Origin of the sequence: Mycobacterium sp., assembly GCF_050701515.1 — a bacterium.
Classification (GTDB): domain Bacteria; phylum Actinomycetota; class Actinomycetes; order Mycobacteriales; family Mycobacteriaceae; genus Mycobacterium.
In genome coordinates this window covers 1-24,427 of sequence record NZ_JBOGDB010000093.1, presented here as the reverse complement: position 1 = coordinate 24,427, position 24,427 = coordinate 1, and the positions used below count along the sequence as shown (strand labels likewise).

Sequence of the window (24,427 nt, the reverse complement as noted above, 5' to 3'; positions counted from 1 at the left end):
ATTACTGACCGGTTGTCAGATTGAACACGCGCTCGGCATTGCCGTGCAGATAATCGTGGCGGGCATCCGGATTCAGCCCGAGCTCGTCGAGCCCGGCCAGCGCATGGTCGTGAGACATCATCGGATAGTTGGTGCCGAACAGCACTTTTCGTTGTCCGGTGCGGGTTTTCATGAAGTTCACCAACTCCACAGGCAGGCGCTTGGTGGTGTAGGCCGATGTGTCGATGTACACATTCGGATGCTTGCGCGCGACCGCGACCATCTCCTCGGTCCACGGGTATCCGACGTGCCCGCAGACGATTACGAGTTCGGGGAAGTCCAGCGCGACTTCGTCGATGTACGGGATCGGTCGGCCCGTCTCGGACGGCCGCAGCGGGCCGGTGTGACCGACCTGGGTGCAGAACGGCACACCTAGCTCGACGCACTCGGCGAACAGCGGGTAGTAGCGCCGGTCCGTCGGCGGCGCGTTCCATAGCCAGGGCACCGCGCGTATCCCGACGAAGCCGTCGTCGCGCACCCGCCGGCGCAGCTCCCGCACCGCCACCATCGGCCGGTCGAGGTCGACGGCCGCCAGGCCCTTGAAGCGGTTGGGGTGCAAGCCAACCCATTCAGCAACTTCATCATTGGAGATCAGGTCGAGGCCGTTGGGGCCGCGCCACGCGCTCAGCAGGCCAAAGTCAACTCCCGCAGAGTCCATCGCAGCGAGCGTGACGTCGAGCGGCACCTCGCCGGCGGGCATGTTGTCGCCCATCCATCGTCGCAGCGACTCGAACATCGCGTTGCCTAGCAACCGTTGCGTCGGATGCTGCATCCAGACGTCGACGGTCATGGACCGACGTTAGCTCTCCCGGATGTCGTCCAGTCGGCGGGTGGCGACTTCGAACCCGTCAACGAGTTCGGCGATGATCTCGGCCACCGGCCGGATCTCGTTCATCCGGCCCACGATCTGCCCGACCGGCATGGCCACCGCGGTCGGATCGGTCGACTCGTTCATCCGCTGATGAGCCTCGCTGACCAGGATGTTCTGCAGCGGCATCGGCAGCGAGTCCGGCGCATCGGGTGCGTCCCAGGCGTCGGTCCAGCGGGTCCTGAGCAGCCGCGCCGGCTTGCCGGTATAGATGCGCCGACGCACGGTATCGGCCGACGTTGCACCCAGCAGGGCTTCCTGGATCACCGACACCCCGGACTTGCGCCGCACGCCGAGGTGGTATTCGGCGGCGGTCAGGAACGCCGAGCCCATCCACACGCCCGACGTGCCCAGCGCCAGCGCGGCGGCGACCTGCCGCCCGGTGCCGATGCCGCCGGCCGCGAGCACCGGCGCTCGACCACCAAGGGCATCAACGATTTCCGGCCACAGCACCATCGATCCGATCTCGCCGGTGTGCCCGCCCGCCTCGTGGCCCTGCGCGACGACGATGTCGACGCCGTTGTCGACGTGCCGCTGTGCGTGCTTGGCGCTGCCCGCCAGCGCGGCGACCGGAACGCCGGCCTCGTGCGCCTGGTCGATGACGTCCTTCGGCGGGGACCCGAGTGCGTTGGCGATCAGCTTGATCGGGTGCTTGAGCGCCACCTCGACGTGCGACCGGGCCACCGAGTGCAGCCAGCCCAGCACCCCCGCGGAGCGTTGCCCGTCTTCCGGCAGCGGCGGGACGCCGAGGTCGGCAAGTGTCTTGGTGACGAAATCGCGGTGACTCTGCGGGATCAGCTTGTCGATGTCGGTGGCCGTGCCCTCGGTCGGCACCTTCGCGGGCATCACGATGTCCACGCCGTACGGCTTGCCGTCGGTGTTCTCATCCATCCAGCCCAGGACGGCCTCGAGATCCTCGGGCTCGTTGAACCGCACACAGCCCAGCACACCCAGCCCGCCGGCCTTGCTGACCGCCGCGGCCACCCTCTCCGACGGGGTGAAGACGAAGATCGGATAGCTGATGCCGAAGCGATCACACAGCTCGGTGTGCATCAGGTCTTTGTTTCCACATGATTTGCGTGCACGTCGTCGGCGGGCCGCTCCTCAGTCTGGCCTTTCGCCCACCGGTAGTCGGGCTTACCTGCCGGTGTGCGATGGATCTCGTCGACCCACCAAACCTTCCGCGGCACTTTGTATCCCGCGATCTCCTGACGCACGAATGTGTCGAGCTCGGCCAGCGTTGGTTTGGTGCCTGGACGTCGGTGAATCACGGCTGCCACGCACTGGCCATAACGATCGTCCGGCACACCGACAACCAGCGCGTCGAACACGTCTGCGTGGCCCTTGAGTGCGGCCTCTACCTCTTCGGGGTAGATCTTCTCGCCGCCGCTGTTGATGGACTGGGAGCCCCGGCCGAGCATGGTGACGGTGCCGTCCTCCTCGACCTCCGCGTAGTCGCCGGGGATCGCATACCGCACGCCGTTGAAGGTCTTGAACGTCTCGGCGGTCTTCTTCTCGTCCTTGTAGTAGCCGACCGGGATATTGCCCTTCTTCGCGATGACGCCGCGCACCCCCGAGCCCGGCTTGACCTCGTTGCCGTCGTCGTCGAGGACGACGGTGCGGTGGTCGATCGTCACCCGTGGGCCGCCCATGTGGTGCTCGCCCTTGGCGACGATGCTGGTGCCGCCGAAGCCGGTCTCCGACGAGCCGATCGAGTCGGTGATGATCCGGTCGGGCAGCAGATCGAGCAGCTTCTCCTTGATGCTCGTCGAGAACAGTGCGGCGGTGCTGGCCAGCAGGAACAGCGACGAGAGGTCGTACTCCTTGCCCTTGTCGTGCGCGGCCTGCAGCGCGTCGAGCAGCGGCCTGGCCATCGCGTCCCCGGTAAAGAACAGCAGATTGACCTTGTGATCGTGGATCCTGCGCCAGACCTCGTCGGCGTTGAATTCCGGTGCCAGCACGGTGGTTTGGCCGGAGAAGAGCGACATCCAGGTGGCCGACTGGGTCGCGCCGTGAATCATCGGTGGGATCGGATAGCGGATCATCGGCGCGTTCTCCGAGGCCGCCTTGGCCAGGTCGTACTCGTCCTTGACGAACTCGCCGGTGGCAAAGTCGGTGCCGCCGAACAGCACCCGGTAGATGTCCTCGTGGCGCCACATCACGCCCTTGGGGAAGCCGGTGGTGCCGCCGGTGTACAGCAGGTAGATGTCGTCGGCGCTGCGTTCGCCAAAATCCCGCTCGGGCGACCCCTGTTCGAGCGCCGAGTAGAACTCGACGCCGCCATAGCGCGTGAATTTTTCGTCGCTGCCGACGCTCCCATCATTGACCACCAGCACGGTCTTCACGTTCGGGGTGTCCGGCAGCACGTTGGCGACCTTGTCGGCGTACTGCCGCTCGTGCACCAACGCGACCATGTCGGAGTTGTCGAACAGGTAGCGCAGTTCGCCCTCGACGTAGCGGAAGTTGACGTTGACCAGGATGGCGCCGGCCTTCACGATGCCGAGCATGGCGATGACGATCTCGTTGCGGTTGCGGCAGTACAGTCCGACCTTGTCGTCCTTCTTCACGCCCTGGTCGATCAGGTAGTGCGCGAGGCGGTTGGCCTTCTCTTCCAGCTGTCCATAGGTCAACTGGTCGCCGCCGCAGATCAGGGCAACGCGGTCTGGCACGGCGTCGATGGCGTGCTCGGCGAGGTCTGCAATATTCAGGGCCACGACCCCAAATTAGAACGTGTTACATTTTCTGACAAGTCTGTGGCATTGATGCAGGAAGGCGGACACCGGTGAGCGAGCCTCGAAAAGGCCCCGACGCCCTCATTGAGCAGCGCGGACACACTTTGATCCTGACGCTGAACCGGCCGGAGGCGCGCAACGCGCTTTCCACCGAGATGCTCTCGATCATGGTCGAGGCCTGGGACCGGGTCGACAACGATCCCGACATCAGGACCTGCATCCTGACCGGCGCCGGCGGGTACTTCTGCGCGGGCATGGACCTGAAGGCGGCGACGGCGAAACCGCCGGGCGACTCGTTCGCCGACGGCAGCTACGACCCGTCACGCATCGACGCGCTGCTGAAGGGGCGCCGGCTGACCAAGCCGCTGATCGCGGCCGTCGAAGGCCCGGCGATCGCCGGCGGCACCGAAATCCTGCAGGGCACCGACATCCGGATCGCAGGCGAAAGCGCAAAGTTCGGTGTGTCCGAGGCGAAATGGAGCCTGTACCCGATGGGCGGCTCGGCGGTGCGGCTACCGCGGCAGATCCCCTACACACTCGCAGCCGACATCCTGCTCACCGGGCGGCACCTGACCGCGACCGAGGCCAAGGAGATGGGGCTGATCGGTTACGTCGTCCCCGACGGCCAGGCGCTGACCAAGGCGTTGGAGATTGCCGAGACCATCAACAACAACGGGCCGCTTGCCGTGCAGGCGATCCTGCAGGCGATCCGCGAGACCGAGGGCATGCCCGAGAACGAGGCGTTCAAGATCGACACGCAGCTCGGAATCAACGTGTTCCTGTCCGACGACGCCAAGGAAGGCCCGCTGGCGTTCAAGGAGAAGCGCGCGCCCAACTTCCAGATGAAGTAGCCCTTTCTCGGCGAGCGTGCGTGTCTGCGGACAACACGCCGGAAAATTTCCCGATTCCACGCACGCTCGCACTAAGAGGTGAGCGGCTTGGTCGGGCTGAATACCACCGGCATTTTCTCTAGGCCGCTGACGAAATTGGCCGGCCGCAGCGGCAATTCAGCGTCGGAAGCCAACCGCATGTCCGGCAGCCGCTTCAGCAGACGCTCCTGCATGATCGACAACTCCAGCCGAGCGAGCTGGTTGCCCAGGCAGAAGTGCGTGCCGAACCCGAACGCGAGGTGGTTGTTCGGATAGCGGTCGATGTCGAAGCTCTCCGGATCCTCGAACACCTTCTCGTCGAAGTTCGCCGACTCGAACAGCAGGATTATCTTCTCGCCCTGCTTCAGCTGGGCGCCGTGGAACTCGACGTCGGCGGTCATCGTGCGGGCCATGTTCTTCACCGGCGCGGTCCAGCGCAGCATCTCCTCGATCGCGTTGGGTAGCAGTGCCAAGTCGTTGGCCAGCCTTTGGTGCTGATCTGGGTGGAGCAGCAGCTGCCGGGTACCACCGGACAGCGTGTGGCGGGTGGTCTCGTCGCCACCGATCAAGAGCAACAGCACCTCGGTGACGATCTCGTGGTCGGCCAGCGTCTCGCCGTCGACCTCCGCGTGCACCAGGACACTCACCAGATCGTCGGTCGGCTCCTCCTTGCGGTCGGCGATCATGCCCGTCATGTAGTCGGTGTAGGCCGCGAAGGCGTCCATCGAGACCTGGAGCTCATCTTCGGCCGCAGTGCTGCTCAAGAAGGTGACCATGTCGTCGGACCACTTGAGAAACATCTCGCGATCTTCCGGAAGCACCCCGAGCATGTCGCCGATGACCGCCATCGGCAGCGGCGCGGCGATGTCCCAGACGAAGTCGCACTCGCCCCGCTCGCACACCGCGTCGATCAGCGCATCGCACAACGAACCGATCGCCCCTTCGAGATCCTTCACGCGTTTACGGGTGAAGCCCGCATTGACGAGCTTGCGCCGCAACAGATGTCCGGGGTCGTCCATTGCGATCATCATCGGCGGCGCATCCTGATCGGGCCGGATGCCGCCCGCGTTGGAGAACAGCTCGGGCTGCCGCTCGGCCTCGATCACCGCCTGGTAGGTTGCCGCGGCGGCCAAGCCATTGCGGTCCCGGAAGACCGGTTCGTTCTCGCGCATCCACTTGTAGACGGACCGCGAGTCACCGGCGTAAAACGCGCCGTCGGTGAGATCCACATCGGGCTTGTTCGCCCGAGGCGTAGCCGAGAGCACTGATCCCGTCACAAGAAAACCTCCTGCGCGTCGCCGAACGACATCTCCACGTTGTCAACGGAACTGGAGAGCAGCGCGCGTTTGGGGAAGCCGAGCGACGCGAGTTCCTTGGCGTAGGGATGCTCGCCCAACCAGATTCGGACGCCGCCCAGCCGGTTACGCACACCGGTGAGCGACATCTCAAAGGGGGTCTCGCGTGTGACGCCGTCGCGATGCGAGTAGCTGCGCTGCACCTGCTTGCGCGGGGTTAACGGAACCGGCAGACCGGGACGGAATTCCATGCCGATCACCAGCTGGCCGTCGATGCTCATGTCGAAACCGAACTGATGACCCTCTCGAATCGTGAAGTCGGCCATCACCTTCGGGTAGCCCCAGATCGTGGTTCCCGCCTCCAACGTGAACGCCTGGTCGACCGGAAGGTGATGGATGAAGGCGCCCGCCGACTGCAATGCGCGGGGCCCTCTCGCATTCGACCCAGGCGGGTTGACCATCACATTGGTGCCGAATTCGTAGTACTGGCCTAGGTCACCGTCGATGTAGTGCATCAGCATCAGAATCACGATCGCGCGCCCGGGCAAATAACGGCAGACTTGCAGACCGCTGTAGTCGACCATGCGCTGCGCGGCGTCGGCGTTCACCGAGAACATCGCCATGTGCTGGTTGGCCTTGCGGATCTTGACCGGCATTGTGAGTACCGTTCCGGCGATGATGTGCTGCGAAGCAGTCATCCGGCCAATCTAGAACGCGTTCTAGTCCTGCGGCAATAGCGCATCAGATCAGGGTGGCGAGCTCGCGGATCTGATCGGCATTGCGGCCGGTCACCACCATCATGGTGACTCCGGCGGCCTCCCACACCTTGACCTGCTCGCGCACGTAGTCCAGGTCACCGACGATCGCGGCGTCGTCGACGAGCTCGTCGGGGATGATCGTGGCGGCCTCGTCCTTGCGATCGGTGCGGAACAGCTTGGTCACGTCGTCAACCACCTCGGCGTAGCCCATCCGCCGGTAGACGTCGGCGTGGAAGTTGGTGTCCTCGGCGCCCATCCCGCCCATGTACAGCGCCAGGTAGGGCTTCATGGCCGCGAACGCCGCGCTGCGATCATCGGTGATGACGATGTTGGCGGTCGCGCAGATCTCGAAATCCTCCCGGCTGCGCCGCGCATTCGGCCGTGCGAAGCCCTCGTCCAGCCACTCGTTGTAGGTATCGGCCATCCGCGGGGTGTAGAAGATCGGCAGCCAGCCGTCGCAGATCTCGGCGGCCAGCGCCACGTTCTTCGGGCCTTCGGCGCCCAGCATGATCGGGATGTCGGCGCGCAGCGGGTGGGTGATCGGCTTGAGCGACTTGCCCAAGCCGGTGGTGCCTTCGCCGGTCAGCGGCAGCGGGTAGTGCGGGCCGTCGCTGGTCACCGGCTTCTCCCGGGCCCAGACCTGGCGGACGATGTCGATGTACTCGCGGGTGCGGGCCAGCGGCTTGGGGAACTTCTGGCCGTACCAACCCTCCACGACCTGCGGTCCCGACACCCCCAGGCCCAGGATGTGCCGTCCGCCGGAGAGGTGATCCAGGGTCAGCGACGCCATCGCGCAGGCGGTCGGGGTGCGCGCGGAGAGCTGCACCACCGAGGTGCCCAGCCGCATCCGGCTTGTGGCCGATCCCCACCAGGCCAGCGGGGTGAACGCGTCCGACCCCCACGCCTCGGCGGTGAACACGGTGTCGAAGCCCGCCTCCTCGGCGGCCCCGACCAGCTCCGGGGCGTTCTCCGGCGGCTGTGCGCCCCAATACCCCAGTTGGAGTCCGAGCTTCATGCGACCCACCTTTCCTGGCCGTCCTTGCGGCGATTCTTAGAACCTGTTCTACTCGATGCTGTGACCGCCAGCCAAAGCAGCCCGGTGCAGATCGACACGCATGAGCCGCCCCTTTCGGCACCGCTGAAGCTGTCCTTCGACTACACCCGTTCAGTCGGACCCACCCTCAGCCAGTTCTTCACCGCCCTGCGCGGGCGACGCATCGTCGGCGTGCGCGGTTCGGATGGGCGGGTGCTTGTACCGCCCGCCGAATTCGACCCCGTGACCTATGACCGATTGACCGAGATCGTACCGGTGGCCAGCGTCGGGACCGTGCTGTCGTGGACCTGGCAGCCCGAACCGCTGGAGGGCCAGCCGCTGGACCGGCCGTTCGCCTGGGCGCTGATCAAGCTCGACGGCGCCGACACCGCTCTGCTGCACGCGGTCGACGCGGATTCGTCCGACGCCATCAGCACCGGCGCCCGGGTGCATGCGCACTGGGTCGACGAACCGGCTGGCACGATCACCGACATCGCCCACTTCGCGCTCGGGGACGAGGCCGAACCCGTATCCGAAGAGGCCGACGACCGCGATCCGGTGACCATCCAGGTCAACCCGAGCAGCATCGAGATCCAGCACACCGCTTCACTGCCGGAAAGCGCGTTCCTGCGCGGCCTCGAGGAGGGCAAGCTGCTCGGCGCCCGCACCGGCGAGAACGGCAAGGTGTATTTCCCGCCGAAGGAAGCCGATCCGGCGACCGGCCTCGAGCTGGACAACTTCGTCGAGCTGCCCGACAAGGGCACGGTGACGACGTTCGCGATCATCAACATCCCGTTCGCCGGCCAGCGCATCAAGCCGCCGTACGTCGCGGGCTATGTGCTGCTCGACGGCGCGGATATTCCGTTCCTGCACCTGATTCAGGAGATCGACGTCGCCGAGGTGCGGATGGGCATGCGGGTCCAGGCGGTGTGGAAGCCCCGCGAGGAATGGGGCCTTGGCATAGACAACATCGAGTACTTCAAACCGACCGGCGAACCGGACGCCGACTACGACACCTACAAGCACCACCTCTAAAGGGAATTCGCCTGATGACTTTTCGCGATGTAGCCGTCGTCGGTTTCGCCCATGCCCCGCATGTGCGCCGCACGGACGGCACCACCAACGGCGTCGAGATGCTGATGCCGTGCTTTCGCTCGATCTACGACGAGCTCGGCCTGTCCCAGGCTGATATCGGCTTCTGGTGCTCCGGCTCGTCGGATTACCTTGCCGGCCGCGCTTTTTCGTTTCTCTCGGCGATCGACTCGATCGGTGCGGTGCCACCGATCAACGAGTCACACGTCGAGATGGACGGCGCGTGGGCGCTGTACGAGGCCTACATCAAGCTGCTGACCGGTGAGGTCGACACCGCTCTCGTGTACGGGTTCGGCAAGTCCTCGGCGGGCACCCTGCGTCGGGTACTCGCGTTGCAGACTGATCCCTATACGGTGGCGCCGCTGATGCCCGACTCGGTGTCGATGGCCGGCCTGCAGGCCCGGCTGGGTCTCGACGCAGGCAAGTGGACGGCCGAGCAGATGGCGCAGGTGGCGCTGGATTCCTTCGCGGTCGCCGAGCGCACCGACTCGGAAAAAGCTCCGGATTCCTCTGACGAGGCTAAGTGCATCTCCGAGCTACTAGCCCGACCGTACTTCGCCGATCCCTTACGGCGCCACGACATTGCGCCGATCACCGATGGTGCGTCGGCGATCGTGCTGGCCGCCGGCGACAAAGCTCGCGAACTGCGTGAGTACCCAGCGTGGATCACCGGGTTCGAGCACCGCATCGAAACCCCGGTGCTCGGTGCGCGCGACCTGACCAGGTCGCCGTCGACGGAGGCGTCAGCCAAGGCGGCGACGGGCGGTGACCCCGGTGCGATCGAGGTGGCCGAGATCTACGCGCCGTTCACCCACCAGCATCTGATCCTGACCGAGGCCATCGGCCTGCCATCGTCGACGAAGGTCAATCCGTCGGGTGGCGCACTCGCGGCCAACCCGATGTTCTCGGCGGGCCTGGAACGGATCGGCTTTGCCGCCCGACACATTTTCAATAGTTCGGCCGGCCGGGTGCTCGCCCACGCGACCAGCGGACCGGTGCTGCAACAGAATCTGGTGGCCGTCCTGGAAGGACGATGAGCGCTTGCGCGAAGAGCAAAGGATTGAGTAACTGATGTCGAAAAATTTGGCTGCGGTGCTGGGCACCGGGCAGACGAAGTACGTCGCCAAGCGTCAGGACGTCTCGATGAGCGGCCTGGTGCGCGAGGCCATCGACAAGGCGCTGGCCGATTCGGGGTCGACGATGGACGACATCGACGCGGTGGTGGTCGGTAAGGCGCCCGACTTCTTCGAGGGCGTGATGATGCCCGAGCTGTTCATGGCAGATGCGGTCGGCGCGAGCGGCAAGCCACTGATCCGCGTGCACACCGCGGGTTCGGTCGGTGGTTCGACCGGTGTGGTGGCGGCCAGCCTGGTGCAGTCCGGTAAGTACCGGCGTGTGCTGGCCATGGCGTGGGAGAAGCAGTCCGAATCGAATGCCATGTGGGCGTTGAGCATTCCGATACCGTTCACCAAGCCGGTCGGTGCGGGGGCTGGCGGCTACTTCGCGCCGCACGTGCGGGCCTACATCCGACGCTCGGGCGCGCCGACGCACATCGGCGCGATGGTGGCGGTCAAGGACCGCCTCAACGGGGCCAAGAACCCGCTGGCCCACCTGCATCAACCGGATATCACGCTGGAGAAGGTGATGTCGTCGCAAATGCTTTGGGACCCAATCCGTTTCGACGAGACCTGCCCGTCGTCCGACGGCGCCTGCGCGGTCGTGATCGGCAATGAGGAAATCGCGGATCGCCGGGTTGCCGACGGCCATCCGGTCGCGTGGATCCACGCGACGGCCCTGCGCACCGAGCCGCTGGCATACGCAGGCCGCGACCAGGTGAACCCGCAGGCCGGCCGCGACGCCGCCAAGGCGCTGTGGAAGGCCGCCGGCATCACCAGCCCGATCGACGAGATCGACACCGCCGAGATCTATGTGCCGTTCTCCTGGTTCGAGCCGATGTGGCTGGAGAACCTCGGCTTCGCCCCGGAAGGCGAAGGCTGGAAGCTCACCGAGGCCGGCGAGACGGCGATCGGCGGGCGGATACCGCTGAACGCGTCCGGCGGTGTGTTGTCGTCCAACCCGATCGGCGCCTCCGGCCTGATCCGCTTTGCCGAAGCCGCAATTCAGGTGATGGGCAAGGCCGGTGATCACCAGGTGCCCAATGCCCGAAAGGCGCTCGGCCACGCCTACGGCGGCGGGTCGCAGTATTACTCGATGTGGGTAGTCGGGGCGGACAAACCGTGATGAGGATGAAGTACTCGTGCAGCATCTGGATGGCGCCCCTCGACGAGTTGGTCGAACTCGCCAAGACCGCCGAGGAAGTCGGCTTCGACGCGATCGCGCTGCCGGACTCGCTGTTCTATATGGAACAACAGGCGGTCGACTACCCGTACACGCCGGACGGGTCGCGGATGTGGGGCCCAGACACCCCGATCGTGGATCCACTGATCGCCGCGGGGGCGATGGGCGCGGTCACCTCAACGCTGCGGTTCTACACCAACGTCATGAAATTGGGCTCGCGCAATCCACTACTGTTGGCCCGCCAGGTCGGCTCGGTAGCCAATCTGACCAACAACCGGTTCGCACTCGGCATCGGAATCGGTTGGGCTCCGGAGGAGTTCGAATGGTGCGGGGTCCCCTACGCCCGACGTGGCGCCCGTGTCGACGAGATGATCGAGGTGATCCGACTCGTTCTTGACGGCGGCATGGTTGAATTTCACGGCGAATTCTACGATTTCGACAAACTGCAGATGAGTCCTGCGCCGAGCGAGCCGGTGCCGTTCTACGTTGGCGGCCACACCGACATCGCGCTCAAGCGTGCCGCCCGGGTTGGCGACGGCTGGACCAGCGCGATGATGACGGGCGAACAGCTGGCCGAGACGATCGGCAAGCTCAACAAGTACCGCGAGGAGTATGGCCGGTCGGACCGTCCGTTCGAGTTCCAGGCCGTTTGCATCGACAAGTTTGGGATTGACGGGCACCGCGAACTGGCCGCAATCGGCGTCACCGATTACATCGTGATGCCGTGGGTCCGACGCCCCGAGGCCCCGTTGCAGGACAAGCTGGACACCATGAAGCGTTTCGCCGACAAATACATCCACTCGGGCTGGCAGGAATGACGGACCCTGATCCGCTCCTCGCGTGCGCGGCCTCACCCGTCCACCTCGCGGGTAAGCGTTCCCGCGAGGCCGCGATGGCTCGCGACAAGGAAGCCTGGTTGGCCGTCTTCGCCGACGACGCCATCGTCGAGGATCCGATCGGGCCGTCGCACTTCGATCCGGAGGGCAAGGGGCACAGGGGCAAGGAGGCGATCTCGAAGTTCTACGACATGGCGATCGCCCCGAGCGAGCTGACGTTCAACTTCGAGAAGACCTATCAATGCGGCAACGAGGAAGCCAACGTCGGTGACATCGTCATCCGGTCGAGCGGGTACGAGGTTGTCGCCGGAGGAGTGTTCACCTACCGGGTAAACGACGAGGGCAAGATCGTCGCGCTGCGTGCCTACTGGGAGCTCGACGCCGCTACCAAGAGCGCCCGCAAGATCTAGCTCAGGATCGCCGTTCGACCACTTCCGCCAGCCCGTCCCGGTAGCGGCGGGCCAGGTCCTGGTAGGCGCCGGGGTTGGAGTTCACCCACATCTCCGCGCCGGTCCCCGCGATCGGGCCCCTGACCTTGGCCGGCGCACCGGCCACCACAACCTCTTCGGGGATCTTTGTACCGCCCACCACGAGCGAATGGGCGGCGATCAGGCTGCGCGGGCCGATCACCGCACCGTCGAGCACCGTCGCATGGTTGGCGATCACCGCCTCGGCCCCGATGTGCACCCCGTGGATCACGCAGCCGTGCGCCACCGTCGCGCCAGGCCCTACGTCGACAGGGATGCCCGGCGGGGCGTGCAGCACGCAGCAGTCCTGCACGTTGGCGCCCTCGCGGACGATGATGGGGGCGAAGTCGGCACGGATGACCGCGTTGAACCACACCGACGCGCCCGCCTCGATATGGACGTCGCCGACCAGAGTGGCGGTGGGGGCGACGAACGCACCGGGATCGACCGTCGGCGATCGGCCCTCAAATGAGTACAACGGCATCGTCTAGATATACCGCAGGTATACGCGTTTAGATTGCGCGCAGGGAGGGAAAAACTGTAACGTGTTCTAGTTAGAGAGCACAGATTGGGAGGCCCGAGGTGAGCACCGAAACCGCAGGCATTCGCGAGATCGACACCGGTACCCTGCCCGACAGGTACGCACGGGGCTGGCACTGCCTCGGCCCGGTCAAGAACTACCTAGACGGCGAACCGCACGCCGTCGAAGCCTTCGGCGGCAGGCTGGTGGTGTTCGCCGACTCCCACGGCGACGTCAAGATCCTGGACGGCTACTGCCGGCACATGGGTGGCAACCTCGCCCAGGGCACCATCAAGGGCGACGAGATCGCGTGTCCGTTCCACGACTGGCGCTGGGGCGGTGACGGCAGGTGCAAGCTGGTGCCCTACGCCAAGCGCACACCGCGGATGGCCCGCACCCGGTCTTGGACCACCGACGTTCGCAGCGGCCTGCTGTTCGTCTGGCACGACGTCGAGGGCAACCCGCCGCCTCCCGAGGTGCGGATCCCCGATATCCCCGAGTTCGCCAGCGACGAGTTCACCGACTGGCGGTGGAACTCGCTGCTCATCGAGGGCTCGAATTGCCGCGAGATCATCGACAACGTCACCGACATGGCGCACTTCTTCTACATCCATTTCGGTCTGCCGACGTTCTTCAAGAATGTCTTCGAAGGACACATCGCCTCGCAGTACCTGCACAACGTCGGTCGACCCGATGTGAACGACCTCGGGACGTCATACGGTGAGGCGCATCTGGACTCGGAGGCGTCGTACTTCGGGCCGTCGTTCATGATCAACTGGCTGCACAACAACTACGGCGGGTTCAAGGCCGAGTCGATCCTGATCAACTGCCACTATCCGGTCAGCCAGGATTCGTTCGTGCTGCAGTGGGGTGTCATCGTCGAGAAGCCCAAGGGCATGGACGAGGCGATGACCGAGAAGCTGGCCAACACCTTCACCGACGGAGTCAGCAAGGGCTTCCTGCAGGACGTCGAGATCTGGAAACACAAGACGCGCATCGACAACCCACTGCTCGTCGAGGAGGACGGCGCGGTCTATCAGATGCGGCGGTGGTATCAGCAGTTCTACGTCGACGTCGCCGACGTCACGCCCGACATGACCGACCGCTTCGAGATCGAGGTCGACACCACCGCCGCCAACGAGAAGTGGCACGTGGAGGTCGAGGAGAACCTCAAGCATCAGGCCGAAGAGAAGGAAAAGGCCGAGCAAGGCTCCTGATGAGCCCACGCGAGGAAGCGCCAGACGTCGAGCGGCTAGCCCGATCGATGCTCATGCTGCACGGCGCCCACGACGACGACGAGCACGCGCACGGCGACAACAGTGGTTCAGCCGGATCATGGTCCAAGGCACCGAATTTCGCGGCCGACCCGGACCGGGCCGCAGCGCTTCGCGAGGCCACACAGCGCGACCGCGAACGCTACCTGACGTCGGGCTTGGTATCCGTCGACTGCCGGTTCTGCCATGTATCGGTCAGCGTGAAGAAGCTTGGGCCGGAACACACGTCGGTGCAGTGGAACTCGGAAGCATCGCAGCGCTGTGCATATTTCGCAGAGATTCGGGAGTCCGGAGGCGATTCGGCTCGAACCCCATCCTGTCCGAGGCTGGCCGACAGCATCAAACATGCCGTGGCGGAAGGTTGTCTGGAAGCGGTTTCGACCGCCCCCTCACCCGGCGACGGCTAGCTACAATCCCTTGAAGCGCTCCTTGACGGCGTCGGCCGTCAGCCCGTAGTCCTCGAGCGAGTAGGTGTGCTTGGGCGCCCGCGGGCCTTGCTTGCTCTCGGCGTCGCTCGCCTCCATGGCGGCGCGCCCTTCGTCGGTCAGCTCGATGCCGAAGTGCCGGTAGATCCCCGCTACGGTGCGCAACGGATCGGCGACGAACTCGAAGTAGTCGAGGTCGTAGAACTGCGCCGGATCATGTTTGGCGCGTTCGGCATTGAAGAGCTCGAGTCCCCGCGACCAGGTCTCCATCGCGTCCTGCCCGATCAGTTCGCCCTTGAAGCTGTTCGACCAGCCCTCGGTGGTGTGCTGGGCCAGCGAGCACATCGACGCCATGATGGTCTCCGCCGGCCGGTGGCACTGCACCACCAGCGCGTCGGGATACGTCGCGAACAACGCGTCGAGCGCGAACAGGTGGCTCGGGTTCTTCAATACCCACCGTTTCTCCACGTCGTTGAGGCCGATCAGCTGAAGGTTCTTGCGGTGGCGTCGGTACGACTTCGTCCAGTCCTGCTTGGCGAGCCATTGCGAGTAAGTCGGAATGTGAGCGAGTGTCTCGTAGGACACCGAGTGCAGGGACTGGCGCAGCAGTTGCCAGCACTCCTCCACCTCGTCAGCGGTCATGTAGTGCAGACCCGTGTAGTCCGGATTCTCGTTGTGAGCCTTCGTGAATTGGGCATCAAGCTGGGCGAAAACCGGGTTATCCGGCCAGGTTTCGCGGGGTGGCCGCGGCTGGGGGTACTCGGCGAGCCACAGCTCCAGACCCTGATGCGCCGGATCCGCGGCGAGCAGACGGTGGATGACGGTGGTGCCGGTGCGCGGCAGGCCGGTGACGAAGATCGGCCGTTCGATCTTCACGTCCGCATGTTGCGGGTACTGTTTCCACGCCGCCTCTGATACCAACCGCGCGACCAACGCGTTGCGGACGAAGAAGCGGCACATCTTGCTGCCGAACTCGGTCAGGTCGGCGTCTCGCCGGTAGGACTCGAGCAGCGTGCCGAGGGCCTCGCGATAGTTGTCGTCGTCGGCGCCGAAGTCGTCCAGGCCGCAGGCCTTGGTGGCCGAGGCGTGCAGGTCATCGACGGTGCCGACATCGGTTCTGACGCTCATGGCTCGACTCCCATCAGGCTTTGTACTCCCCGCAATTGACGTCCAGAGTCTGACCGGTGATGCCGCTGGACAGGTCGCTGGCCATGAACAGGATCGCCGATGCCACCTCTTCTTCGGTGGGCAGCCGCTTGAGGTCGGAGGCCGCCGCCGTGGCCTGGTAGATCTCGTCGACGGTGGTGCCGTACTTGCCGGCCTGGTGGGAGAAGTAGCCCTTGAGCGTGTCGCCCCAGATATAGCCGGGGACAACCGAATTCACCCGGATTCCCTGTTCGCCGAGCTCGGTGGCCAGCGACTGGGACATTGCCAGCAGCGCCGACTTCGCCATCTTGTACGCGCCGTACTTGGCCTGCGAGTGCCGAATTACCATCGAGTTGACGTTGACGACCGAACCTTTCGCTTCGGCGAGTGCCGGGGTAAAGCTCTGGGTCAACCGCAGCGCACCCAGCACGGTGAGCTCGATCGCGTCGCGGATGTGCTCAAACGTGGTGTTGGCCATGGGTTTCATCGACGGCACCCGGAATGCGTTGTTGATCAGCACGTCGACCTTGCCGTAGGCGGCAAGTGACGCCTCGACAAGGTTGTTGACCTGGTCTTCATCGGTGATGTCGGTTCCCACTGCCACTGCGCGGCGGCCCATATCGGTGATCTGCTTGGCGACATCATCGAGGCGCTCGACGGTCCTGGCCGCCAGCACCAGGTCGGCCCCCGCTTCGGCACATCGCCGTGCGAGCGTGCTGCCCAGGGCAGGGCCCACGCCGCTGATCACCACAACCTTGTTGTCCAGCAACCCGGCCATTCGCTCAACCCACCATCCTGTTGGCGATCTGTAGCTGGCGCTCCGCAATTCGCGCACGCCAGTCGTTTTCGGAGATCTTGTTAGTCTCGTAATACGGCAACGATCCGGGGATCTTGTCGAAGTCCACCAGTTCGACGGTCGGGCCGTCGGCTTCGGTGAGTTGGCGTGACACCCGCTGCCAGCGGAACTGCAGGAAGCCCTTCTCATGCCCGAGGGCTTCCACCCAATTGGTGACGCCCGGATTCCGATCGGCGACCACGATGCGGATCTTGCCGTCCGGATCCGGTTGTGCCTGAGTGCCGTTCAGCGATGTCTGATGGTTGATGTAGTCCAGCGAGATGTACCAGAGGCTGCCGAGCTGGAACCCCAGATACGGCGCATCCGTCACCGGCAATGTGACAACCAGCGCCTGATCGGCGGTCAGCTCGTAGTGGCCGGCCGACGAGTACTGGGTGGCCAGCCCGCCCGGTGTGAGCCGGGGTGCCACCATGGTGTTGACCGGAATGTTGAGGTAGAACCACTGGGGAAACTGCAGCCAGGTCTTCACCCGTTGTACGAGCTGCTTTCCCGCTGTGGCGTAACGTTTTTCGATGATCTCGCGGGTCAGCGGCGGGGGCGCGGTGCCGGCGGTGTCCAACCGGGAGATGGCGAGGGTTCCGCGCTGGGCAGACCAGTCGTTGTAGACCTCCCGGATCACCAGTTGAGACGGACCCTTCGGGGTTAAGCGCCATTCGAAGCTGCCGTCGCCGGCGATGTCGAGCTGGCGATCGTCGAACGCGGACTCGCTGTCCGGGACGTCGGTGTCGGTGTACTCGCCGCCGAGCAGCTGGAAGCTCAGGTCGGTGGTGGTACCCCGCTTGCCGGTGACCACGTAGTCGCGGCCGCCGTGCACACGGGTGCCGAAGTACAAGGTGTCGGGATTGTCCAGCCCCATTTTGGTGAACGGACCGGTGCCGGACTGCAGGAACGGATGTTCGCGCTCGTAGTCGAACGCCAGGTGCGTACATGCCGAGACACAGCCCGCCAGATACTGCAGCCCCTCCAGCAGATCGGCCTCGGTTTCGATGTGGGGGGCGGCGGCGACCAATGTCTCGGCCTCGGCGATCGCCTCGGTCAGCGGCAAGGAGTACACCCCTAGAAACTAGAACGTGTTCTCATTCTCGTCAACGTTTGGCGGCCGCTCGATGTTCGATATTTGGAACATAACGGTACAGTTTTGACATGCCTGCGCGTGAACCCGCTGGTCGGGCCTCTCCACCGACCGAGCGGGTGGTAGCCATTCTCGACTTCCTCGCACGCCACCCGCACGACCGATTCGGCTTGTCCGAGTTGGCGCGCCGACTCGGCCTGTCCAAGCCGACCTGTCTCGGCATCGCCAGCACGCTGACCGAATCCGGCTATCTGGTGCGCGATTCGCAGGACAAGACCTACAGGCTGGGACCGGCACTCATCTCGTTGGGACACCTCGCCCAGGAATCGCTGCGCGTCGACCCGGCGGCCCGCGAGGAGCTGCGCCGCCTCTCGGCGACGTCTGGCACCACGGCAGCTTTGTCGGCGGTGGTCGACGACCGCATCACGCTGCTGGAGCTCGTCGGGCCGCCTGGCGTGGACGTCGGCGTCCGCGTCGGCCAGAGCTATCCGTTCGCCCCGCCGGTGGGCCTGATGTTCGTGCTCTGGGACGATTCGGCCCTGCGTGACTGGCTGGCCAAGGAACCGACGATCCCGCTACGCACCGACAACGAGCGACTGGACCGGGTGGTCACCGAATGCCGTGCCTCGGGACACCTGGTCGAACGCCTCACCCCCGGCGGCCGGCGGCTGTATGCCCTGATGGCCGGAATGTCGAGCAGGCTGCCCGACGAACTGCGGGCGTTGCTCGGCGAGATGATCGCGGGGATCGGCGAACGGGTCTACCTGCGCAGCGAGACCAAGGCGGCGGGTGGCCGCCAGCGTCACGACATCAGCGTCATCTCCGCGCCGGTGTTCGACCAGCACCAGGGTCAGGCGATGGTGGTGTCCCTGCAGATCGGTCGCGCTCTGACCGACACGGAGATCGCCAGGCACGCTCGCGCGCTGATGGCCACTGCGGACGTCCTCACCAGTCGGCTAGGCGGAGCCAAGCCGACGTTTACAGGTCCGCGAGCACCGTGAGCGCGTCGGTCGGTGAGACCTGCATGCCGCACCGGTTCTGGTAGTCGACGAGGGGCTGCTTGATGGCCCGAATCTCATCGGCCTCCTGCGGATGGTCAGCGAAGTAGCCATCGAACTGCCCGATCGCCACGAATGCCGGCTGCCTGGTGATGTCGATGAGCGCCTGGTTCGTCTCCGGATGTGCCTCGAAATACTCCGCCAACGAGGCCGTCACGGAGCTGACGGTGGTGGCGAGTCCATTGGCGTTGCAGTCATCGACGGCGGCGGGCTCGGGCGGCGGCGCGGGCTCGGGCTCGGGGTCCGCATTCGCCGAGGGAATCGCCAGCGCCGCACAGGTCACGCCCGCGGCGAGCGCTCCGAATAAGGCACGCCGCACGATGGTCACGGCATCGGTCATGAGGTTGCTCCTTTGGTCAGGCCGCACTCTTGTCGGAGTTACCAATGTGACAGACGAAAACCATCGGAGGGCCAGAAAGCACTCATCGCACCGGCGGAAGTGCCGGTGCGATGAGCGTCTTACCCGCGTATCGGGTTAGAGGTCCTGCAGAGCCTCCGTGATCGGAGTCGGCTCGACCTCAATGCCACATTGGCTCGCGAGATCGATCGCGGGCTGATTGATCTGCGTCAGCTCGGTTTCGACCTGCGGATTGTTCGCGAAGTAGGCGCGGAATGACTCCACGGCCTGCTCCTCAGGCTGCTTGGCAATGTCCGTCAGCGCCTGGTTGGCCTCGGGATGCGACTCCAGATACGTGCTCGTCGAAGCCGATACCGTGCTCGAGGTATTGGCGACCCCGCTGATTGAGCAGCTGGTGTCGGTTTCCGGTGGTACCGCACTGGCGGTCGGTATGGCGATCGCCATGGACGCGACGCCACCAAGCAGGCCGCCGGCGAACACGCCGGACAGGCCGCGGCGAACGGTCGTTGCGGACATCTTCATCAAATCACTCCTTCGGTCTGCGATTAGTTGATCGCGCCCCGAGGCTTATCCGAATGTCGAAATCGCTAAACGACCGCACCGCGGCGGCACCGGGCCCAGCCACACCGTCGCGCCTGGACAGCGCGGGGTATTGGGCGGTCCAAAAAAGTTGGTTAGCCGCCCTAGCGGGCGACGGCCTGGCCGCTGTCTTGTTCGCGCTTGATTTCCAGCGCGATGTCGATGAGTTGATCCTCCTGACCGCCGATGAGCTTGCGTTGACCGGCGCGGTGCAGCAGCTGGTGGGCGGGCACGCCGTACCGCTCGGATTGGCGGATGGCGTGCTTGAGGAAGCTGGAGTACACGCCCGAGTAGCCCATGATCAGCGCGTTGCGGTCGAGCAGGCATTCGGCGGGCATGGCCGGCGCGACCACGTCTTCTGCGGCATCGGCGATGTCGAAGAAGTCGATTCCGGTCTTGACGCCGATCTTGTCGAACACGCCGATCAGCGCCTCGACGGGCGCGTTGCCGGCCCCGGCGCCGAACCGCCGGCACGAGCCGTCGATCTGCTTGGCGCCGGCCCGCACCGCCTCCACGCTGTTGGCGACACCGAGACCCAGGTTCTCGTGGCCGTGGAAGCCGACTTGCGCATCGTCGCCGAGTTCGGCGACCAGTGCCCCTACCCGGTCCGCCACCCCTTCGAGCACCAAAGCGCCGGCGGAGTCGACGACGTAGACGCACTGGCAGCCGGCGTCGGCCATGATGCGGGCCTGGGCGGCCAGCTTCTCCGGCGCGATGGTGTGCGACATCATCAAGAAGCCAACGGTCTCCAACCCCAGCTCGCGGGCCAGGCCGAAGTGCTGGATCGAGACGTCGGCCTCGGTGCAGTGGGTGGCGATCCGGCAGATCGAGCCGCCGTTGTTCTGCGCTTCCTTGATGTCTTCCTTGGTGCCCACCCCCGGCAGCATCAGGAATGCGATCTTGGACTCCTTGGCGGTCTCGGCGGCCAGTTTGATCAGCTCCTGCTCCGGCGTCTTGGAGAAGCCGTAGTTGAAGCTGGATCCGCCCAGCCCGTCACCGTGGGTGACCTCGATGACCGGTACGCCCGCGGTATCCAGGGCCGCAACGATGGCGTGCACCTCGTCCTTGGTGAACTGGTGGCGCTTGTGGTGCGAACCGTCCCGCAGGGATGTGTCGGTGATACGGATGTCCCACATGGCGTTGAAGAAGATGTCGGTGCTCATGCCTGTCCTCCTGATGTCGACAGGGTCGCTGCAATTTTTTCCCTGGCGATCTCCTCGCCGACCTTGGTGGCCGCCGCGGTCATGATGTCTAGATTGCCCGCATAGGGCGGCAGATAGTCCCCGGCGCCCTCGACCTCGATGAACGTGGTGACCAGGGCCTGGCCGCCGGAGTTGACCGACGGATCGTCGAACTGCGGTTCGTTGAGTAGCCGGAAGCCCGGCACGTAGGTCTGCACCTCTTCGACGACGTCGTGGATCGACTGTGCGACGGCGTCGCGGTCGGCGTCCTCCGGGATGGCGCAGTAGATCGTGTCGCGCATGATCATCGGCGGATCGGCCGGGTTGAGGATGATGATCGCCTTGCCACGCTGGGCCCCGCCGATGGTTTCCACACCCTTGGCGGTGGTCTTGGTGAACTCGTCGATGTTGGCGCGGGTGCCCGGCCCCGCAGAGACAGAAGCAACTGAGGCCACGATCTCGGCGTAGGGCACATCGACCACGCGCGAGACCGCGTACACGATCGGGATGGTGGCCTGGCCACCGCAGGTGATCATGTTCACGTTCGGCGCATCCAGGTGCTCGCGCAGGTTCGCCGGCGGGATCACCGGGGGTCCGACCGCGGCCGGGGTCAGGTCGACGGCGCGAATCCCGACCTCGGCGTATTTCGGTGCGGCGTCTTTGTGGACGTAAGCGCTGGTGGCTTCGAACACCAGATCCGGCTTCTCCGGCTGGGCCAGCAGCCAGTCGACCCCGTCGTGGGTGGTCTCCAGGCCAAGCTTGCGGGCCCGCGCCAGGCCCTCGCTCTCCGGATCGATACCGACCATCCAGCGTGGCTCCAACCACTCCGAGCGCAACAGCTTGTAGAGCAGGTCCGTGCTGATATTGCCGGATCCGACGATGGCGACGGTTGCCTTGGACGGCATATGTGCTCCTTACTCGAATGACAGGTGGACCGAGCCCAGCCCGTCGAAGTCGGCGACGAAATCATCGCCCGGGCGCGCGTCGATGGCCTTGGTGCATGACCCCGGTAACACGATGTCACCAGCCTTCAACCGAACCCCGAAACTGTCCACCTTGCGGGCCAGCCATGCCACCGCGGTGACCGGATTGCCCAGGACAGCGTCGCTGCGGCCCTTCGCGATTACTTCACCGTTACGGGTCAGGACCGCGTCGATGGTCTGGATGTCGATGTCCTTGGGTGACACCCGGGTCTGGCCGAGCACCCAGCCGGCCGACGAGGCGTTATCGGCGATGGTGTCGCACAGCTTGATCTTCCAGTCGGTGATGCGGGTGTCGATCAACTCGATCGCCGGGGCGAACGCGGCGGTGGCCGCCAGCACGTCGTCCTCGGTGCAGCCCTCCCCCGGCAGGTCGTCGGCCAGCACGAACCCGACCTCGACCTCCACCCGCGGGTACAGGTAATTCGCCGTGTTGACCGGGCGGTCCTCGTACACCTGCATCTCGTCGAGCAGATGCCCGTAGTCGGGCTCGTCGACGTTCATCATCTGCTGCATCGCCTTGCTCGACAGCCCGACCTTGTGACCGATCACCCGGGCGCCCTCAGCCACCCGCTGCCGGATGTTGATCAGCTGAATCTCGTAGGCGTCGACCACGTCGATGTCGGGGTTATTGGAGGTCAGCGGGCCAATCGCGACCCGACTGCGTTCGGCCTGCGCGAGGTCGGCGGCAAGCTCGTCACGCACCTGGACAGTGAGCATTTAGCGAAGTCCCCTCGTATCTTCGACCGGGGCGGTTGTTCCCAGGCCGGGCAATTCTATAACGTGTTCTACATGACAGGACAGGAGTTCGACGTCGTCGTGGTGGGAAGCGGCGCCGCCGGCATGGTCGCTGCCCTCACCGCCGCTCACCAGGGACTATCAACAGTAGTCGTCGAGAAGGCCGCGCACTACGGCGGATCCACCGCCCGATCCGGCGGCGGTGTGTGGATCCCGAACAACGAGATCCTCAACCGCGACGGCGTCACCGATACGCCGGAGGCGGCCCGCGCCTACCTGCACGGCATCATTGGTGACGTCGTCGAACCCGAGCGCATCGACACCTACCTCGATCGCGGTCCCGAGATGCTGTCGTTCGTGCTGAGACACACGCCGCTGAAGATGTGTTGGGTGCCGGGCTACTCCGATTACTACCCGGAGTCCCCCGGCGGCCGGCCGGCCGGACGTTCCATCGAGCCGAAGCCGTTCAATGCCCGCAAGCTCGGCGCCGACCTGCCCGGCCTGGAGCCGCCGTACGGCAAGGTCCCACTCAATGTCGTTGTGATGCAACAGGATTACGTGCGGCTCAACCAGCTCAAGCGGCATCCGCGTGGCGTGCTGCGCAGCCTGAAGGTCGGTGCGCGGACCATGTGGGCGAAGGCGACCGGCAAGAACCTGGTCGGCATGGGGCGCGCGTTGATCGCCCCGCTGCGGATCGGCCTGCAGCAGGCCGGCGTGCCCGTCCGGCTCAACACCGAGTTCACCGATCTCTACGTCGAGGACGGCGTGGTGCGCGGTATCTATGCTCGCGATACCACCGGGCCGGAATCCCCTGAGCCGGAAATGATCCGGGCGCGACGCGGCGTGATCCTGGGGTCCGGTGGCTTCGAGCACAACGAGCAGATGCGGGTGAAGTACCAGCGCGCGCCGATCACCACCGAATGGACGGTCGGAGCAAAAGCCAACACCGGCGAGGGCATCATCGCCGCCGAGAAGCTTGGCGCCGCGCTGGACATCATGGAGGACGCCTGGTGGGGGCCGACGGTGCCGCTGGTCGGTGCGCCGTGGTTCGCGCTGTCCGAGCGCAACTCGCCCGGGTCGATCATCGTGAACATGGCGGGCAAGCGATTCATGAACGAGTCCATGCCCTACGTCGAGGCATGCCACCACATGTACGGCGGCCATTGGGGCCAAGGCCCCGGCCCGGGCGAGAACATCCCGGCCTGGCTGGTGTTCGACCAGCGGTACCGCGACCGCTACATCTTCGCGGGACTGCAACCCGGACAACGCATTCCGAAGAAGTGGCTGGAGTCCGGCGTCATCGTCCAGGCCGACACATTGGAGGAGCTGTCCGCCAAGGCCGGTCTGCCCGCCGATGCGCTGGCCGCGACGGTGGAACGGTTCAACGAGTTCGCCCGCTCCGGTGTCGACGAGGACTTCCACCGCGGTGAGAGCGCCTACGACCGCTATTACGGCGACCCGACCAACAAGCCGAACGCGAACCTGGGCGAGATCCGGCATGCCCCGTACTACGCGGCCAAGATGGTGCCCGGCGACCTGGGCACCAAGGGCGGCGTGCGTACCGACGTGCATGGCCGCGCACTGCGCGACGACGGCGGTGTGATCGAGGGTTTGTACGCCGCGGGCAATGCCAGCGCGCCGGTGATGGGCCACACCTATCCCGGCCCGGGCGGCACGATCGGTCCGGCCATGGCGTTCGGTTACCTGGCGGCATTGCACATTGCGGAGAAGAACTAATGCCCATCAATCTCGACGAGGCGCTGGGCGCCGAGCTCGACCCGGTCGAATTCTCCTGGACCAGTAGCGATGTGCAGCTCTACCACCTTGGGCTGGGCGCAGGCACCGACCCGATGGACCAGCGTGAGTTGCGCTATCTCGTCGACGACACCCCGCAGGTGCTGCCGACGTTCGGCAACGTGGCGCAGAGCTTTCACATGACCGAGCCGCCGACGG

At 65.3% G+C, this 24,427-nt stretch carries 25 protein-coding genes and 1 pseudogene; 11 read left to right on the top strand and 15 right to left on the bottom strand.

The genetic code is table 11. The annotated features are described in order from the left end of the window. Position 1: 1 nt before the first annotated feature. Genes ACRDU5_RS08055 through fadD19 form a run of 3 tightly spaced genes read right to left on the bottom strand, consistent with a single transcriptional unit; the run spans position 2 to position 3,621 of the window. The gene (locus ACRDU5_RS08055; RefSeq protein WP_526613958.1) at positions 2-829 is read right to left on the bottom strand and encodes an amidohydrolase family protein; all 828 of its coding nucleotides are present in this window, start codon (positions 827-829) and stop codon (positions 2-4) included. Between the two features lie 9 nt (positions 830-838). Beyond that, positions 839-1,960: an NAD(P)H-dependent flavin oxidoreductase gene (locus ACRDU5_RS08050; RefSeq protein WP_526613957.1), complete on the bottom strand. Its 1,122-nt coding sequence runs from the start codon at positions 1,958-1,960 to the stop codon at positions 839-841. Next, a complete protein-coding gene (fadD19, locus tag ACRDU5_RS08045; protein WP_526613956.1) occupies positions 1,960-3,621 on the bottom strand; it encodes a medium/long-chain-fatty-acid--CoA/3-oxocholest-4-en-26-oate--CoA ligase in 1,662 nt (553 codons plus the stop codon). The genes ACRDU5_RS08050 and fadD19 overlap by 1 nt, the downstream gene beginning before the upstream one ends. A gap of 68 nt (positions 3,622-3,689) precedes the next feature. On the opposite strand from fadD19, the gene ACRDU5_RS08040 reads away from it, so the two are divergent. Beyond that, on the top strand, positions 3,690-4,490 hold the full coding sequence (locus tag ACRDU5_RS08040; RefSeq protein WP_526613955.1) for a crotonase/enoyl-CoA hydratase family protein: 801 nt from the start codon (positions 3,690-3,692) through the stop codon (positions 4,488-4,490). 71 nt (positions 4,491-4,561) lie between these two features. On the opposite strand, the gene ACRDU5_RS08035 is transcribed toward ACRDU5_RS08040, so the two are convergent. From ACRDU5_RS08035 to ACRDU5_RS08025, 3 genes are read right to left on the bottom strand one after another with little or no spacing between them, the layout of a single operon-like run. After that, positions 4,562-5,737 (bottom strand): cytochrome P450, encoded by a 1,176-nt coding sequence (locus tag ACRDU5_RS08035; RefSeq protein WP_526613954.1) that lies wholly within the window; start codon positions 5,735-5,737, stop codon positions 4,562-4,564. Positions 5,738-5,781: 44 nt separating this feature from the next. Further along, complete coding sequence (locus tag ACRDU5_RS08030; RefSeq protein WP_526613953.1) at positions 5,782-6,501, bottom strand: acetoacetate decarboxylase family protein; 720 nt, start codon at positions 6,499-6,501, stop codon at positions 5,782-5,784. A 43-nt stretch (positions 6,502-6,544) separates the two neighbouring features. Then, positions 6,545-7,576, bottom strand: coding sequence for an LLM class F420-dependent oxidoreductase (locus ACRDU5_RS08025; protein WP_526613952.1), 1,032 nt, complete (start codon positions 7,574-7,576; stop codon positions 6,545-6,547). A gap of 60 nt (positions 7,577-7,636) precedes the next feature. Between ACRDU5_RS08025 and ACRDU5_RS08020 the strand changes: the two genes are divergently transcribed. From ACRDU5_RS08020 to ACRDU5_RS08000, 5 genes are read left to right on the top strand one after another with little or no spacing between them, the layout of a single operon-like run. Continuing rightward, a complete protein-coding gene (locus ACRDU5_RS08020; RefSeq protein WP_526613951.1) occupies positions 7,637-8,629 on the top strand; it encodes a Zn-ribbon domain-containing OB-fold protein in 993 nt (330 codons plus the stop codon). A 14-nt stretch (positions 8,630-8,643) separates the two neighbouring features. Beyond that, positions 8,644-9,723 carry a beta-ketoacyl-[acyl-carrier-protein] synthase family protein gene (locus tag ACRDU5_RS08015; protein WP_526613950.1) on the top strand — a complete coding sequence of 360 codons (1,080 nt, stop codon included), beginning with the start codon at positions 8,644-8,646 and terminating at the stop codon, positions 9,721-9,723. A gap of 34 nt (positions 9,724-9,757) precedes the next feature. Beyond that, positions 9,758-10,927 (top strand): thiolase family protein, encoded by a 1,170-nt coding sequence (locus tag ACRDU5_RS08010; protein WP_526613949.1) that lies wholly within the window; start codon positions 9,758-9,760, stop codon positions 10,925-10,927. A 5-nt stretch (positions 10,928-10,932) separates the two neighbouring features. After that, positions 10,933-11,802, top strand: coding sequence for a TIGR03619 family F420-dependent LLM class oxidoreductase (locus ACRDU5_RS08005; protein ID WP_526613948.1), 870 nt, complete (start codon positions 10,933-10,935; stop codon positions 11,800-11,802). Continuing rightward, on the top strand, positions 11,799-12,230 hold the full coding sequence (locus tag ACRDU5_RS08000; protein ID WP_526613947.1) for a nuclear transport factor 2 family protein: 432 nt from the start codon (positions 11,799-11,801) through the stop codon (positions 12,228-12,230). The genes ACRDU5_RS08005 and ACRDU5_RS08000 overlap by 4 nt, the downstream gene beginning before the upstream one ends. A 1-nt stretch (position 12,231) precedes the next feature. Here ACRDU5_RS08000 and ACRDU5_RS07995 read toward each other — a convergent pair whose 3' ends face one another. Beyond that, a complete protein-coding gene (locus ACRDU5_RS07995; protein ID WP_526613946.1) occupies positions 12,232-12,771 on the bottom strand; it encodes a gamma carbonic anhydrase family protein in 540 nt (179 codons plus the stop codon). Between the two features lie 98 nt (positions 12,772-12,869). Between ACRDU5_RS07995 and ACRDU5_RS07990 the strand changes: the two genes are divergently transcribed. After that, complete coding sequence (locus ACRDU5_RS07990; RefSeq protein ID WP_526613945.1) at positions 12,870-14,024, top strand: 3-ketosteroid-9-alpha-hydroxylase subunit A; 1,155 nt, start codon at positions 12,870-12,872, stop codon at positions 14,022-14,024. Beyond that, positions 14,024-14,488: a hypothetical protein gene (locus ACRDU5_RS07985; protein ID WP_526613944.1), complete on the top strand. Its 465-nt coding sequence runs from the start codon at positions 14,024-14,026 to the stop codon at positions 14,486-14,488. Before ACRDU5_RS07990 ends, ACRDU5_RS07985 begins: the two co-directional genes overlap by 1 nt. Here ACRDU5_RS07985 and ACRDU5_RS07980 read toward each other — a convergent pair whose 3' ends face one another. Genes ACRDU5_RS07980 through ACRDU5_RS07970 form a run of 3 tightly spaced genes read right to left on the bottom strand, consistent with a single transcriptional unit; the run spans position 14,489 to position 17,562 of the window. After that, positions 14,489-15,634: a sulfotransferase gene (locus ACRDU5_RS07980; protein WP_526613943.1), complete on the bottom strand. Its 1,146-nt coding sequence runs from the start codon at positions 15,632-15,634 to the stop codon at positions 14,489-14,491. 13 nt (positions 15,635-15,647) lie between these two features. Continuing rightward, positions 15,648-16,430: an SDR family NAD(P)-dependent oxidoreductase gene (locus ACRDU5_RS07975; RefSeq protein WP_526613942.1), complete on the bottom strand. Its 783-nt coding sequence runs from the start codon at positions 16,428-16,430 to the stop codon at positions 15,648-15,650. A 4-nt stretch (positions 16,431-16,434) separates the two neighbouring features. Beyond that, entirely contained in the window at positions 16,435-17,562 is a 1,128-nt protein-coding gene (locus ACRDU5_RS07970) for a hypothetical protein (RefSeq protein WP_526613941.1), read from the bottom strand. An 89-nt stretch (positions 17,563-17,651) separates the two neighbouring features. Between ACRDU5_RS07970 and ACRDU5_RS07965 the strand changes: the two genes are divergently transcribed. Continuing rightward, a complete protein-coding gene (locus ACRDU5_RS07965; RefSeq protein ID WP_526613940.1) occupies positions 17,652-18,581 on the top strand; it encodes an IclR family transcriptional regulator in 930 nt (309 codons plus the stop codon). Here ACRDU5_RS07965 and ACRDU5_RS07960 read toward each other — a convergent pair. From ACRDU5_RS07960 to ACRDU5_RS07940, 5 genes are all read right to left on the bottom strand, one after another. Further along, positions 18,559-18,978, bottom strand: a complete 420-nt coding sequence (locus ACRDU5_RS07960; RefSeq protein WP_526613939.1) for a hemophore-related protein — start codon at positions 18,976-18,978, stop codon at positions 18,559-18,561. The genes ACRDU5_RS07965 and ACRDU5_RS07960 overlap by 23 nt on opposite strands. Before the next feature lie 135 nt (positions 18,979-19,113). Further along, entirely contained in the window at positions 19,114-19,518 is a 405-nt protein-coding gene (locus ACRDU5_RS07955) for a hemophore-related protein (RefSeq protein ID WP_526613938.1), read from the bottom strand. Between the two features lie 161 nt (positions 19,519-19,679). Then, positions 19,680-20,738, bottom strand: coding sequence for a 4-hydroxy-2-oxovalerate aldolase (gene dmpG, locus ACRDU5_RS07950; RefSeq protein WP_526613937.1), 1,059 nt, complete (start codon positions 20,736-20,738; stop codon positions 19,680-19,682). Continuing rightward, positions 20,735-21,661, bottom strand: coding sequence for an acetaldehyde dehydrogenase (acetylating) (locus ACRDU5_RS07945; protein ID WP_526613936.1), 927 nt, complete (start codon positions 21,659-21,661; stop codon positions 20,735-20,737). The genes dmpG and ACRDU5_RS07945 overlap by 4 nt, the downstream gene beginning before the upstream one ends. A 9-nt stretch (positions 21,662-21,670) precedes the next feature. Further along, positions 21,671-22,456 (bottom strand): 2-keto-4-pentenoate hydratase, encoded by a 786-nt coding sequence (locus ACRDU5_RS07940; protein WP_526613935.1) that lies wholly within the window; start codon positions 22,454-22,456, stop codon positions 21,671-21,673. A 72-nt stretch (positions 22,457-22,528) separates the two neighbouring features. Between ACRDU5_RS07940 and kstD the strand changes: the two genes are divergently transcribed. Further along, a complete protein-coding gene (gene kstD / locus ACRDU5_RS07935) occupies positions 22,529-24,211 on the top strand; it encodes a 3-oxosteroid 1-dehydrogenase (RefSeq protein WP_526613934.1) in 1,683 nt (560 codons plus the stop codon). Then, positions 24,211-24,427 (top strand): annotated as a pseudogene (locus tag ACRDU5_RS07930) (3-alpha,7-alpha,12-alpha-trihydroxy-5-beta-cholest-24-enoyl-CoA hydratase); the annotation flags it as partial. The gene kstD and the pseudogene ACRDU5_RS07930, both read left to right, overlap by 1 nt.

Bases quoted from the DNA above. Each gene is read 5' to 3' on its own strand.
- ACRDU5_RS08010 (WP_526613949.1), top strand. From the start codon at position 9,758: ATGTCGAAAAATTTGGCTGCGGTGCTGGGCACCGGGCAGACGAAGTAC.
- ACRDU5_RS07960 (WP_526613939.1), bottom strand. From the start codon at position 18,978: ATGACCGATGCCGTGACCATCGTGCGGCGTGCCTTATTCGGAGCGCTC.
- ACRDU5_RS07945 (WP_526613936.1), bottom strand. From the start codon at position 21,661: ATGCCGTCCAAGGCAACCGTCGCCATCGTCGGATCCGGCAATATCAGC.
- ACRDU5_RS07975 (WP_526613942.1), bottom strand. From the start codon at position 16,430: ATGGCCGGGTTGCTGGACAACAAGGTTGTGGTGATCAGCGGCGTGGGC.
- ACRDU5_RS07965 (WP_526613940.1), top strand. From the start codon at position 17,652: ATGCCTGCGCGTGAACCCGCTGGTCGGGCCTCTCCACCGACCGAGCGG.
- dmpG (WP_526613937.1), bottom strand. From the start codon at position 20,738: ATGAGCACCGACATCTTCTTCAACGCCATGTGGGACATCCGTATCACC.
- ACRDU5_RS07955 (WP_526613938.1), bottom strand. From the start codon at position 19,518: ATGAAGATGTCCGCAACGACCGTTCGCCGCGGCCTGTCCGGCGTGTTC.
- ACRDU5_RS08000 (WP_526613947.1), top strand. From the start codon at position 11,799: ATGACGGACCCTGATCCGCTCCTCGCGTGCGCGGCCTCACCCGTCCAC.
- ACRDU5_RS07980 (WP_526613943.1), bottom strand. From the start codon at position 15,634: ATGAGCGTCAGAACCGATGTCGGCACCGTCGATGACCTGCACGCCTCG.
- kstD (WP_526613934.1), top strand. From the start codon at position 22,529: ATGACAGGACAGGAGTTCGACGTCGTCGTGGTGGGAAGCGGCGCCGCC.
- ACRDU5_RS07940 (WP_526613935.1), bottom strand. From the start codon at position 22,456: ATGCTCACTGTCCAGGTGCGTGACGAGCTTGCCGCCGACCTCGCGCAG.
- ACRDU5_RS08050 (WP_526613957.1), bottom strand. From the start codon at position 1,960: ATGCACACCGAGCTGTGTGATCGCTTCGGCATCAGCTATCCGATCTTC.
- ACRDU5_RS08005 (WP_526613948.1), top strand. From the start codon at position 10,933: ATGAAGTACTCGTGCAGCATCTGGATGGCGCCCCTCGACGAGTTGGTC.
- ACRDU5_RS07995 (WP_526613946.1), bottom strand. From the start codon at position 12,771: ATGCCGTTGTACTCATTTGAGGGCCGATCGCCGACGGTCGATCCCGGT.
- ACRDU5_RS07985 (WP_526613944.1), top strand. From the start codon at position 14,024: ATGAGCCCACGCGAGGAAGCGCCAGACGTCGAGCGGCTAGCCCGATCG.
- ACRDU5_RS08055 (WP_526613958.1), bottom strand. From the start codon at position 829: ATGACCGTCGACGTCTGGATGCAGCATCCGACGCAACGGTTGCTAGGC.
- ACRDU5_RS08015 (WP_526613950.1), top strand. From the start codon at position 8,644: ATGACTTTTCGCGATGTAGCCGTCGTCGGTTTCGCCCATGCCCCGCAT.
- ACRDU5_RS08025 (WP_526613952.1), bottom strand. From the start codon at position 7,576: ATGAAGCTCGGACTCCAACTGGGGTATTGGGGCGCACAGCCGCCGGAG.
- ACRDU5_RS08030 (WP_526613953.1), bottom strand. From the start codon at position 6,501: ATGACTGCTTCGCAGCACATCATCGCCGGAACGGTACTCACAATGCCG.